Annotated in this window: 10 protein-coding genes and 1 pseudogene; 7 read left to right on the plus strand and 4 right to left on the minus strand. The window is 73.6% G+C overall.

Features of this window, described 5'->3' with window-relative positions:
- Window positions 1-54 precede the first annotated feature (54 nt).
- The 3 genes from ACGF3A_RS42425 to ACGF3A_RS42435 all read left to right on the plus strand — a co-directional run bounded on the left by ACGF3A_RS42425 (window position 55) and on the right by ACGF3A_RS42435 (window position 2734).
- On the plus strand, window positions 55-648 hold the full coding sequence (locus tag ACGF3A_RS42425) for a DUF5998 family protein (protein WP_393736411.1): 594 nt from the start codon (window positions 55-57) through the stop codon (window positions 646-648).
- Window positions 645-1913, plus strand: coding sequence for an alkaline phosphatase family protein (locus tag ACGF3A_RS42430; RefSeq protein ID WP_393736413.1), 1269 nt, complete (start codon window positions 645-647; stop codon window positions 1911-1913). The genes ACGF3A_RS42425 and ACGF3A_RS42430 overlap by 4 nt, the downstream gene beginning before the upstream one ends.
- A gap of 77 nt (window positions 1914-1990) precedes the next feature.
- Entirely contained in the window at window positions 1991-2734 is a 744-nt protein-coding gene (locus ACGF3A_RS42435) for a thymidine kinase (RefSeq protein WP_393736415.1), read from the plus strand.
- On the opposite strand, the gene ACGF3A_RS42440 is transcribed toward ACGF3A_RS42435, so the two are convergent.
- Complete coding sequence (locus tag ACGF3A_RS42440) at window positions 2700-3506, minus strand: VOC family protein (RefSeq protein ID WP_393736417.1); 807 nt, start codon at window positions 3504-3506, stop codon at window positions 2700-2702. The two genes, ACGF3A_RS42435 and ACGF3A_RS42440, sit on opposite strands and share 35 nt — an antisense overlap.
- Window positions 3507-3757: 251 nt before the next feature.
- Here ACGF3A_RS42440 and ACGF3A_RS42445 point away from each other — a divergent pair, with 251 nt between their 5' ends.
- Complete coding sequence (locus tag ACGF3A_RS42445) at window positions 3758-4627, plus strand: sulfurtransferase (protein WP_393736419.1); 870 nt, start codon at window positions 3758-3760, stop codon at window positions 4625-4627.
- Window positions 4628-4736: 109 nt separating this feature from the next.
- On the opposite strand, the gene sepH is transcribed toward ACGF3A_RS42445, so the two are convergent.
- A complete protein-coding gene (gene sepH / locus ACGF3A_RS42450) occupies window positions 4737-5924 on the minus strand; it encodes a septation protein SepH (protein WP_393736421.1) in 1188 nt (395 codons plus the stop codon).
- Window positions 5925-6354: 430 nt separating this feature from the next.
- Between sepH and ACGF3A_RS42455 the strand changes: the two genes are divergently transcribed.
- Complete coding sequence (locus ACGF3A_RS42455; protein WP_393736424.1) at window positions 6355-7503, plus strand: hypothetical protein; 1149 nt, start codon at window positions 6355-6357, stop codon at window positions 7501-7503.
- Window positions 7504-7562: 59 nt separating this feature from the next.
- Here ACGF3A_RS42455 and ACGF3A_RS42460 read toward each other — a convergent pair whose 3' ends face one another.
- A complete protein-coding gene (locus tag ACGF3A_RS42460; RefSeq protein WP_393736426.1) occupies window positions 7563-8885 on the minus strand; it encodes a D-arabinono-1,4-lactone oxidase in 1323 nt (440 codons plus the stop codon).
- Between the two features lie 48 nt (window positions 8886-8933).
- Window positions 8934-9232 (minus strand): annotated as a pseudogene (locus tag ACGF3A_RS42465) (MFS transporter); the annotation flags it as partial.
- A gap of 44 nt (window positions 9233-9276) precedes the next feature.
- Here ACGF3A_RS42465 and ACGF3A_RS42470 point away from each other — a divergent pair.
- Both ACGF3A_RS42470 and ACGF3A_RS42475 read left to right on the plus strand, forming a co-directional pair.
- The gene (locus ACGF3A_RS42470; protein ID WP_393736428.1) at window positions 9277-10440 is read left to right on the plus strand and encodes a ferrochelatase; all 1164 of its coding nucleotides are present in this window, start codon (window positions 9277-9279) and stop codon (window positions 10438-10440) included.
- On the plus strand, window positions 10437-11282 hold the full coding sequence (locus tag ACGF3A_RS42475) for an inositol monophosphatase family protein (RefSeq protein ID WP_393736430.1): 846 nt from the start codon (window positions 10437-10439) through the stop codon (window positions 11280-11282). The genes ACGF3A_RS42470 and ACGF3A_RS42475 overlap by 4 nt, the downstream gene beginning before the upstream one ends.
- Window positions 11283-11373 lie beyond the last annotated feature (91 nt).

The raw sequence follows: 11373 nt of genomic DNA on the forward strand, positions 1-11373 counted from the left end.
TCCCAAGTTTCGGGAGGGGGCGGGCCCCAGAGGCGGGCCCGTAGGATGGCAGGCATGGCGAAGACCGGTACGACGACCCAGGGGCTGCGCTCGGCGATCGAGCGCAGCGGCTACTACCCGGCTCTCGTGGCCGAGGCTGTCGAGGCCGCGGTGGGCGGTGAGCCCGTGTCCTCCTACCTCGTGCACCAGGAGACCACGTTCGACAGCAACGAGGTCCGCCGCCATGTCACGGTGCTCGTCCTGACCGACACCCGCTTCCTCGTCAGCCACACCGACGAGCAGGCCGCCGACGGCACCTCCCCGTCGCCCTACGCGACGACGTCGACGGAGTCCGTGAAGATGGAGCGGATCTCCTCGGTGGTGCTCTCCAGGGTCGTGGCCAACCCCGAGTCGTACACGCCGGGCACCCCGCCCCGCGAGGTCGTGCTCACCATCGGCTGGGGCGCCGTCTCCCGGCTCGACCTGGAGCCCGCGACCTGCGGCGACCCCAACTGCGAGGCGGACCACGGCTACACGGGCTCGGCGACGGCCGACGACCTCTCGCTCCGCGTCAGCGAGGCGGGCGACGGCCCCGACACCGTCCGGCAGACCCTCGAATTCGCCCAGGCCCTCTCCGAGGCGACGGCACGCGTCGGGTCCCCGCAGTGACGCGGGGGAACACCCAGGACCCGCGCACCGCACCGCAGGCACCGCACGCGCCCCTCGCCCCGGCAGCCCCCGCCGCCCCCGTCGATCCGGTCGATCCCGAACCGGGCGAGCCGCTCGACCTCCGCACGGCCCCCGTGCCGCGCTACGGCACGGGATCGCTCGCCGATCTGCTGCCGACCCTCGCCGCCGGGCTCGGCGTCCCCGGGATGCGCGCCGCGCTCCCGCTGGTCCCCGCCGACCGCGTCTGCGTCTTCCTCATCGACGGCCTGGGCTGGGAGGCGATCAAGGCGCACCCGGACGAGGCCCCGTTCCTCACCTCGCTGCTCGGCAGTTCGATGAACGGTACGGGCGAGCCGCTCACCTCCGGTTTCCCCTCGACGACCGCGACCTCGCTCGCCTCCGTCGGCACGGGCCTGGTCCCCGGAGCGCACGGCCTGCCCGGTTACACGGCGCTCAACCCGGAGACCGGCGCCCTGATGAACCAGCTGCGCTGGCAGCCGTGGACCGACCCGCACGCCTGGCAGCCGTACCCGACCGTCTTCCAGGCGGCCGACGCCGCCGGGATCGCCACCTGCCAGGTGACCGCGCCGCACTTCGAGCACACCCCGCTCACCAAGATCGCGCTCTCCGGCGGCAGCTTCCTCGGCCGCCTCGCCGCCGAGGACCGCATGGACCTCGCCGCCGAGCGCCTCGCCGCGAGCGACCGCGCGCTCGTCTACACGTACTACGCCGAGCTGGACGGCAACGGCCACCGGTACGGCATGGACTCCGACGCCTGGCGCGGCCAGCTCGGCCACGTCGACCGGCTCGCGCAGCGCCTCGCCGAGCAGCTCCCGCCGCGCTCCGCGCTGTACGTGACGGCCGACCACGGCATGGTCGACGTCCCCGGCGGGCACGAGGCCCGTATCGACGTCGACGAGGACTGGGAGCTGAGCGCGGGCGTCGCGAAGCTCGGCGGCGAGGGCCGCATGCGGCACGTGTACGCGGTCCCCGGGGCCGGGGGCGACGTGCACGCCGTGTGGCGCGAGGTCCTCGCCGAGCAGGCGTGGGTCGCGACCCGCGAACAGGCGATCGACCTGGGCTGGTTCGGCCCGGAGGTGGAGGACCGGGTGCGCGGCCGGATCGGCGACGTGGTCGCCGCGATGCGGGCCGACGTGGCCGTGGTCGCCACCCGCCGTGAGCCGAAGGAGTCCGCGCTGATCGGGATGCACGGCTCGGCGACCCCGGCCGAGCAGTTCGTCCCGCTCCTGGAAGTCCGCTCGTAGTACCGTGCCGCCGCGGCACGCCGTGGCGCGGCGTCCCACCCGTCCCCGCCCCCTCCCGCTCGAAAGGCCGAACTCCCATGCCAGAGCTGGTGTTCTTCTCCGGAACGATGGACTGCGGAAAGAGCACTCTCGCTCTCCAGATCGAGCACAACCGCTCGGCGCGCGGCCTCCAGGGCATGATCTTCACGCGCAACGACCGCGCGGGCGCGGGGAAGCTGTCCTCCCGGCTCGGCCTGGTCGCCGAGGCCGTCGAGGTGGCCGAGGACCTCAACTTCCACGCCCACCTGGTCAAGCACCTGACCGCGGGCGGCCGCACGGACTACGTGATCCTGGACGAGGCACAGTTCCTCTCGCCCGAGCAGGTCGAGCAGCTCGCCCGCGTCGTGGACGACCTGGGCATCGACGTCTTCGCGTTCGGCATCGCCACCGACTTCCGCACCCGCCTCTTCCCCGGCTCCCAGCGGCTGATGGAGCTGGCCGACCGGATGGAGACCCTCCAGGTCGAGGCGCTGTGCTGGTGCGGTGCCCGTGCCACGCACAACGCCCGTACGGTCGGCGGCAAAATGGTCGTCGAAGGCGCCCAGGTCGTCGTGGGCGACGTGGGCGAGCCGCGCGCCGAGGTCGGTTACGAGGTGCTGTGTCGGCGCCACCACCGGCGCCGGCTGACCGCCGCGACCTCGCGCTCGGGCGCCCTGTCGCCCGACGTGCTCCCGGTCGACGCCGCGCCCGCCGCCTCCCCGCCCGCCGTCTCCGTGCCGCCCGCCCAGGCCGGGCCGGGCCCCCGGTTCAGCGCGGGGACGGCTCGGTCCGGATCACACTGAAGCGCGCGCCCTCCGGGTCGGCGACCGCCGCCACCCGCCCGTACGGCGAGTCCTGCGGCTCCCGCACCACCTGTCCGCCCAGCTCCCGCACCCGCCGTACGGCCGCGTCGGTGTCCTCCACGGAGAAGTACGTCCGCCAGTGCGGCCCCCGGTCGCGGGGGAGTGACTGCCCGACGCCGTGGATCCCGGCGACGGCGACCCCGTCCCGGTACAGCGTCAGGTAGTCCATCCCGTGGTCCATCCCGGCCGAGCCCATGGCCTCCGTCTCGTAGCCGAACACCGACTCGTAGAACTTCACCGCCGTCGACGCCTCCCGGGTGATCAGCTCGAACCAGACCGGCGCGCCCCGTACGCCCACCGGCGCGATCCCGAGCCCCGGGTACGTCGCGTCCTGCCAGACCCCGAAGGCGGCGCCCAGGGTGTCCGAGGCGATGGTCATCCGCCCCGCCGAGTCCGCGTCGAGCGGGCCGACGGCGACGGTGCCGCCGTGCTCGCGGATCAGCCCCGCCGTCTCGTCCGCGTCGTCGCTCGCCATGTACGGGAGCCAGGCGACGGGGAGCTGCCTGTCCGTGGCCTTCGTGCCGAGTCCCGCCACCTCGTGCCCGTCCGCGACGGCACGGACGTACGGGCCCAACTGCTGCGGCCCCGTGCGGTACTCCCAGCCGAACAGCTCGCGGTAGAACTCCTGGCCGGCCTCCAGGCCGTGCACCATCAGGCTCGCCCAGGCGGGCGCTCCCGGATTCCGCCGTTGCCGAGTCGCTGCCTCGGTCATCTGCTTTCGCTCCTCAAGACCATCATCGATGCGGTCGTACCGTGGATGCGCCGCGGCGTCCTTGCCGCGGCAGGTGACTGCGTTGTCGGTGCAGATGCTCGCACCACCCGTTCCCGTCCGCGGGGACGAAGCGCCGAGGCGGATCGCGGTGGCGGAGCGGCGCGGGGGAGCGCTCGCCGGTGGAGCGCGCGCCCTCTGCCGCACCCCGGGGGACCGCGCGGACACGGCCTCCGCTGCGCGAAGATGGCGCCATGACTGCCATCATCTCCGTATCCGAACTCGCGAGCGACCTGGCGGGCGGCAAGGAACCCGTGCTGCTCGACGTCCGCTGGCGGCACGGCGGCCCGCCCGGCCTCGACGCCTACCGGCAAGGACATCTGCCGGGCGCGGTGTACGTCGACCTCGACACGGAACTCGCGGGCCCGGTCGGCCCCGGCACCGGCCGCCACCCCCTGCCCCCGCTGGACGCCTTCACCGCGACGATGCGCCGCGCCGGGGTCTCCCAGGACCGTCCCGTCGTCCTCTACGACGGCGGAGGGCCTGGCGGCGGCTGGGGCGCCGCCCGGGGGTGGTGGCTGCTGCGCTGGGCCGGGCACCCGGACGTACGGGTGCTGGACGGCGGCCTCGCCGCGTGGACCGAGTACCGGGAGGCGGAGGGCGGGGGAGCGCTGCCGCTCAGCACGGAGACCCCGGAGCCCCGGGAGGGCGACTTCACGCCGCGGCCCGAGGAGGCCCGGATGCTCGACGCCGACGGGGCGGCCTCGCTGGCCCGCCGCGGCCTGCTCCTCGACGCCCGCGCCGCCGAGCGGTACCGGGGCGAGGTCGAGCCGCTGGACCCGGTCGCGGGCCACATCCCGGGCGCGGTCTCGGCCCCCACGACGGAGAACCTGACCGATGCCGGGCTGTTCCGCTCCCGCCAGGCGCTGGCCGAGCGCTTCGAGGCCCTGGGCGCGGCGCCCGAGACCCAGGTCGGCGTCTACTGCGGCTCCGGGGTCTCCGCCGCGCAGGAGGTGCTGGCCCTCGCGGTCGCGGGCATCGACGCGGCGCTCTACGTCGGCTCCTGGAGCGAGTGGACCGCCGACGGCGGCCGCCCGGTCGCGACGGGCCCCGAGCCGGGGTGACGGCCTCTGGGGCCGTACCGACGGCCACCGCCCGCCGCGCTCGCGCGGCGGGCGTTTCCGCAGGCCGGATCGTTCCCGCAGAGTTCTGCGCGGGAGCGGTCCGGTGCGGTCACTCCTTCTTGCGCCGCGTCCCGAAGACGATCTCGTCCCAGCTCGGGACGGCGGCGCGGCGGCCCGGACGGACGCCGTCCGCCTCGGCCTGCCGGTCGGTGCTGCCCTTGAGCCGGTCGCGGTGCGCGCTGACGGAACGGGGCATGAGCACGTCGGCGTAGGCCGAACCGGCGCTCGCCGCGGGCGCCGGGGGCTCGACGGCCTCCTGCTCCTCCGCGGGCTCGTCGTCCTCCCCGCCGTCCTCCTGCTCCTCGCCCTCGGGCTGCACCGGTGGCGGCGGCTGCACGGGCACGGGCGGCGGTGTCCGCTGCGGATTCTGCTCGGGTACGACCATGTCGCCACGGAAGCTCGGCACCGCCTCCAGCAGGCTCGTGAGCGAGTCCGACTCGTCGCCGGAGGCCGCTCCCTGTCCGCGTCCCTGGTCCTCGTCGTCCGTCCCGGCGGGCGAGGGGGACAGCGCGGCGGGCTCCAGCTCCGGACGCTCGGGGCGCTCGAAGCGGTCGATACGGCCCTCGCGCTCCATGCCCGTGGTGCCCGCCGTGCCCGTGCGCTCCCCGCGCTCGCGCGGCAGCCGCGCGATGCGGGGCACGAACGGGAAGCTGGGCTCCGGGGTGTCGTCGGTCTCGCCGATGAGCGCCCTGGCCTCGTCGTCCACCGCCTGCACGAGACGGCGCGGCGGGTCGTAGGTCCAGGTCGCCGAGTGGGGCTGGGCGGCGACGCGGTAGGCGAGCAGCACCTCCCAGGTGCCGTCGTCCCTGCGCCAGGAGTCCCAGTGCGCGGTGTCCTTGTCGGCCCCGCGCAGCAGCAGCCGCTCGCTGACGGCCTCGCCGAGCTGGGGGCCCGTGTTCTCGCCGGGGCGGCGGACCGGGGTCTTCCGGGCCCGCTCGGCCATGAAGGCGCGCTCCGCGAGCACGGGGCCCTCGAAGCGGCGGACACGGTCGACGGGGATACCGGCGAGCGAGGCGACCTCCTCAGCGGAGGCACCGGCCCGTATGCGCGCCTGGATGTCCCGAGGCCGCAGGTGGCTCTCCACCTCGATCTCGATCTGGCCGAGCCGCGCGCGGTCGTTCCGGACAGCGGCGCGCAGACGCTCGTCGATCGGAAGCGTGTATTCCGTGCTGTCGGCAGCCTTGAGCACCAGTCGTGTGCCGTCGTTGCTGACGGCCACGACACGCAGTTCGGGCATGGGGACCTCCCGGGTGGTGCCTGCCGACGTCACGTGCGTCGCTGCTCCCGCTAGACGAGTGTGGCCTGCCCGGGTGCAGCCTGCCACAACCTTGCCGACTTGCTCGGGGTACCGAGGCAATCCCCAGAACCGCCGTTATGGCACGGTTACCTCCTCACAACGCACGGTGACCAGGGTGATCGCCGTGAGCAGCCTGCGCCGGGTCAGAACCGAGACCAGGGGTCGTCACACTACTCCATTAGGGCCACCCGGGTGGACCGGCACGCTGCCGAAGTTGCTCCCGAGTAAGGGAGTTGACGTCCCAAGGGTCCATTTCGCCTGGTTGGCGAGGTGTCGAGGCTCACAGAACCACCCGAAGCGGAACCATTGCCTTCGCGTAAAAGTCCCTTATTCGTGCACAGTGGTTGGAGTGTGCGATCAGGGGCGGTAGATGGGCAAGAGTGACATACGCGACGCGGTCGAGGATGAAACGGACAAGAAGGGCGATGAGAGCAAGAGAGAGAAGCGCATCGACCTGAGCCTGACCCAGGTGATGGGCAGCGCGGTGGCGACGGTCGTCGCCGCGTTCCTGGCCGGTCAGCTCGGTGTCTACGGCACGTTCATCGGCGCGGGCGTGGTGAGCCTGGTGGCCACCAGCGGCGGGCCGATCTTCCAGCACCTCTTCCGCAGGACCGGCGAGCAGATCAAGGAAGCGACGGTTCAGGCCAAGCCGAGGACCCGGCAGCTGCCCGTCCAGGACCCGGCGCCGACCTGGAAGGACAGGCAGCCGGACGACGACGCGACGCGGATCATGCCCCAGGGCGCCGCGCCCGCGCCGGACCAGGTGCAGCCGCCGGAGCAGCTGCGGCCGCCGGACCAGGTGCAGATGCTGGACACCTCCGAGGTGACGCGGATGCTCCCCCACGCGCACACGCGTGCGGGGGAGTACGCGGGGCATCGCGAGGACGACGCGACCACCGTGCTGCGGGCCGCGGACCCGCGGAAGGGGCAGCACGGAGAGTACGAAGAGGACGAGGAGTTCACCGACGCCACCACGCACGGCACCAAGTGGCGCGGCTGGAAGCGGACGCTGCTGCCCGCCGTCCTCGTCTTCGTGATCGCCATCGGCGGCATCACGCTCTACGAGGCGCTCGCCGGGCACAACGTCTCCGGCGGCAAGGGCACCTCCATCAGCGACGTGTTCCGCCCGAGCGGCTCCTCCGGCGGCGACGAGCCCGACACCCCGGCGACGACCCCGTCGCCCGGCCAGTCCGAGAGCGGCGACGGGGACGGCGACGGCGCGTCCGGCGGCCAGGACCAGGACGGCGGCCGGTCCGCCGACCCGGACCGGAGCGGCAGCGGCGAGAAGGGCGACCAGGGCACGAGCAGCGGCGACTCGGGCCGCGGCTCCACGCCGACGCCGGACCCGGGCAAGCAGAAGCCGTCCGGCGATCCGACGGGCCAGCCGACCGATCAGCCCACCCAGCCCGGCGAGACCGGCGACGGCCAGGGCGGCTCGGACCAGGACGGCGCGGGCGGCGCGGGCGGCGGCGGCCGTCAGCAGGCGCCGCAGCAGAAGCCGGACCCCGGCCAGAGCTGAGCACGCGGCACGCGGCACGCGAGGGGCCGTACGGACGCGATCCGTACGGCCCCTCGGTGTCACTCGCCCAGGACGCGGCGCAGATAGTCGTTGCCGAAGACGCGGTCGGGGTCGAGGCGGTCGCGCAGCGCGGTGAACTCGCCGAAGCGCGGATAGACCCCGGCCAGGTACTCCGCGTCCCTGCTGTGCAGCTTGCCCCAGTGCGGGCGGCCGCCGTGCGCCGTCATGATCCGCTCGACGGCGTCGAAGTACGCCTCGTGCGGGGTGCCCCGGTACATGTGCACCGCCACGTACGCCGTCTCGCGGCCGCTCGCCGTGGAGAGCGGGATGTCGTCGGCGGGCGCGGTGCGGACCTCGACGGGGAAGCTGACCTTGTGGTCGGAGCGCTCCACCGCGCCCTTCAGCTCGCGTAGCGCCTCGACGGCCGCCTCGCGCGGAACCGCGTACTCCATCTCCACGAAGCGCACCCGTCGCGGGCTGGTGAAGACCTTGTAGGGGATGTCCGTGTACGTACGGGCCGAGAGGGCGCGGCTGGAGATGCGGGCGACGCCCGGCACGGTGGCGGGTACGGCCTTGCCCAGGGAGCAGACGGCCTGGAAGACGCCGTTGGACAGCAGTTCGTCGTCGATCCAGCCGCGCATCCTGGGGAGCGGGCGGGCCGGGCCCTGGCTGCGGTTGTTGCGCTTGGTGTTGCAGCCGTCGGTGTGCGGGAACCAGTAGAACTCGAAGTGTTCGTTCTCGGCCACGAGCTGATCGAACTCGGAGGTCACCCGGTCGAAGGGCATCGGCTCCTCGCGCGCCGTGAGCAGGAACTCGGGCTCGACGCCGAAGGTGAGCTCGGTGATCACGCCCAGCGCGCCGAGCCCGATCCGGGCCGCGGCGAACACGTCGGCGTTCTCCTCCGGCGAGCAGCGCAGCACCGAGCCGTCGGCGAGCACCATCTCCAGGCCCTGGATCTGCGCGGCGACCGACGCCGAGTCGCGGCCCGTGCCGTGCGTGCCCGTGCCGACGGCGCCGGAGACGGTCTGCTCCATGATGTCGCCCATGTTCGTCAGCGACAGGCCCTCGGCGGCGAGCGCGGCGTTCAGGACCTTGAGCGGGGTGCCCGCGGCGACGGTGACCGTCCCGGCGGCCCGGTCGATGCCGCGGACGCCGGTGAGGCGGTCGGGGCGTATGAGGACACCGTCCGTGACGGCGGCGGCGGTGAAGGAGTGGCCGGTTCCGGCGGCCTTGACCCGCAGTCCGTCGGCGACCGCGCGGCGGACGGTCTCAGCGAGGGCCTCTGTGGAGGAGGGCGAGACGGTCCTGGCGGGCGAGACGGCCACGTTGCCCGCCCAGTTACGCCACGTCGCTGCCCGGTTGCTCGTCGCCTGTGCGCTCATTCCCGACCGTCCCCTCATGCCGCGGCACCGGCCGAGGCTTCAGCCGGCGGTAGCTGAGGATCCCAGCGCCACCCCGGCCGCGAGCCCGTGCTGGTCCACGTCATGCCCTCGGTCAGCTTGGCGCGCGGGACGAGCTGTTCGACGAGGGCCATGGTGGTGACCATCGTCGGGGCAATGGTCATGCCCGCGATGAAGAGCGCCACGGCCAGGGACGGCAGGTTCCCCACCAGTTGGAGAGGGATCATACTCATGGCCATGGCAACCACCCCCGGCAGCCACCGGGTCGCCGCCGAGGTGAAGCGCACGAGCCCGTACGGCGCGCCCGCCAGGACCGAGCCCCGCGCGTGGCCCTGACGTCGCGCTGTCAGGGGGCAGTGGCAGGATCGGGGATATGTCCGATGCGCTCCCAGCTGGGCCCGGCGGCCCAGGTGACCCCCTTTCCCCCCACCCCTACGACGCGCTGCTGCTGCTCTCCTTCGGCGGCCCCGAGGGCCCCGAGGACGTCGTGCCGTTCCTGGAGAACGTGACCCGGGGCAGGGGCATCCCGCGCGAGCGCCTCGAAGAGGTCGGGCAGCACTACTTCCTCTTCGGCGGCGTCAGCCCCATCAACGCCCAGAACCGCCGCCTGCTCGAAGCCCTGCGCGAGGACTTCGCCGCGAGCGGCCTCGGCCTCCCGGTCTACTGGGGCAATCGCAACTGGGCGCCGTATCTCACCGACGCGCTCCGCGAGATCACCAAGGACGGCCACCGCCGGGTGCTCGTCCTGGCCACGAGCGCCTACGCCTCGTACTCGGGCTGCCGTCAGTACCGGGAGAACCTCGCGGAGGCGCTGGCCGCGCTCCAGGAGGAGGGGCTGAACCCGCCCCGGGTCGACAAGCTGCGGCACTACTTCAACCATCCCGGCTTCCTGGAGCCCATGATCGACGGGGTGCTCGCCTCGCTCGCCGAGCTCCCCGGGGACGTACGGGAGCGCGCGCACCTCGCCTTCACCACCCACTCCATTCCGACGTCCGCCGCCGACACCTCGGGCCCGGCCGGGGCCCACGGGGACGGCGGGGCGTACGTCGCGGAGCACCTGGACGTCGCCGAACTGATCGTCGAGGCGGTCCGGGAGCGTACGGGCGTCACGTACCCCTGGAAGCTCGTCTACCAGTCGCGGAGCGGTCCGCCGCAGATGCCCTGGCTGGAGCCCGACATCTGCGACCACCTGGAGGAGCTGCACGGCCAGGGAGCGCCCGGCGCCGTGATGGTCCCGATCGGCTTCGTCTCGGACCACATGGAGGTGCTCTACGACCTCGACACCGAGGCCATGGCCAAGGCCGAGGAGCTCGGCCTGCCCGTGCGGCGCTCCGCGACGGTGGGCGCCGACCCGCGGTTCGCCGCGGGGATCCGCGAGATGGTGCTGGAGCGTGCCGCGACCGAGCGTGACGAGCGCCCGGCGCGGTGCGCCCTGGGCGCCCTCGGCCCCAGCCACGACGTGTGCCCCGTCGGGTGCTGCCCGGCACGTACGCCGAAGCCCGCCGCCGCGGGCGCGAAGGAGCGGACAACAGCGTGAGCGACGCACCGGACCCCCAGCCCTCCCGGCAGCCGGTCCCCCTGACCGAGGCCCTGAAGACCGAGCTGCTCGGCCTCGCCCTGGAGGCCGCCGAGAAGGCAGGAACCTTCCTGCGGGACGGCCGCCCCGAGGACCTCGGCGTGGCCGCGACGAAGACGAGCCCTATCGACGTCGTCACGGAGATGGACCTCGCCTCCGAGAAGCTGATCACCGGCTTCCTCACCGACCACCGGCCCGACGACGGCTTCCTCGGCGAGGAGGGCGCCTCCGTGGAGGGCAGCTCCGGCGTCCGCTGGGTCATCGACCCCGTCGACGGCACGGTGAACTATCTCTACGGGCGCCCCGACTGGGCCGTCTCCATCGCCGCCGAGTACGAGGGCGAGCGCGTGGTCGGCGTCGTCGCCGCCCCGCCGCGCGGCGAGACCTGCCACGCCGTCCTCGGCCGCGGCGCGTACCTGGGGGAGCGCAGGCTGAGCTGCCGCCCCTCGCCGCCGCTCGACCATGCGCTGATCGGCACCGGCTTCGGGTACGTCGCCGAGCGCCGGGCCGCGCAGGCCGAGGTCGCCCGCACGCTGGTCCCCAGGGTGCGCGACATCCGCCGCTCGGGCTCCGCCGCGATCGACCTGTGCGACGTCGCGTCGGGCCGCCTGGACGGCTTCTACGAGCGCGGGCTCAACCCCTGGGACCTCGCCGCCGGCGACCTGATCGCGCGCGAGGCCGGGGCCCGGACGGGCGGCCGCCCCGGACAGGTGCCCGACGGCGAGCTGACCGTCGCGGCCTCGCCCGGCGTCTTCGAGGCGCTCCAGCCGCTGCTGGAGGAGCTGGGGGCCTGGCACGACTAGTTCGTTTCTGATGGCTCTTGGACGGTGTCGCGGAGCCAGATGATGATGGCGGTGACGGTCAGGGTGCCGTTGAAGATGTAGTCGCGTTTGT

It is taken from the genome of Streptomyces sp. NPDC048172 (assembly GCF_043202595.1).
Lineage (GTDB): Bacteria > Actinomycetota > Actinomycetes > Streptomycetales > Streptomycetaceae > Streptomyces.

Bases quoted from the DNA above. Each gene is read 5' to 3' on its own strand.
- ACGF3A_RS42425 (WP_393736411.1), top strand. From the start codon at position 55: ATGGCGAAGACCGGTACGACGACCCAGGGGCTGCGCTCGGCGATCGAG.
- ACGF3A_RS42435 (WP_393736415.1), top strand. From the start codon at position 1,991: ATGCCAGAGCTGGTGTTCTTCTCCGGAACGATGGACTGCGGAAAGAGC.
- ACGF3A_RS42440 (WP_393736417.1), bottom strand. From the start codon at position 3,506: ATGACCGAGGCAGCGACTCGGCAACGGCGGAATCCGGGAGCGCCCGCC.
- ACGF3A_RS42445 (WP_393736419.1), top strand. From the start codon at position 3,758: ATGACTGCCATCATCTCCGTATCCGAACTCGCGAGCGACCTGGCGGGC.
- sepH (WP_393736421.1), bottom strand. From the start codon at position 5,924: ATGCCCGAACTGCGTGTCGTGGCCGTCAGCAACGACGGCACACGACTG.
- ACGF3A_RS42455 (WP_393736424.1), top strand. From the start codon at position 6,355: ATGGGCAAGAGTGACATACGCGACGCGGTCGAGGATGAAACGGACAAG.
- ACGF3A_RS42460 (WP_393736426.1), bottom strand. From the start codon at position 8,885: ATGAGCGCACAGGCGACGAGCAACCGGGCAGCGACGTGGCGTAACTGG.
- ACGF3A_RS42470 (WP_393736428.1), top strand. From the start codon at position 9,277: ATGTCCGATGCGCTCCCAGCTGGGCCCGGCGGCCCAGGTGACCCCCTT.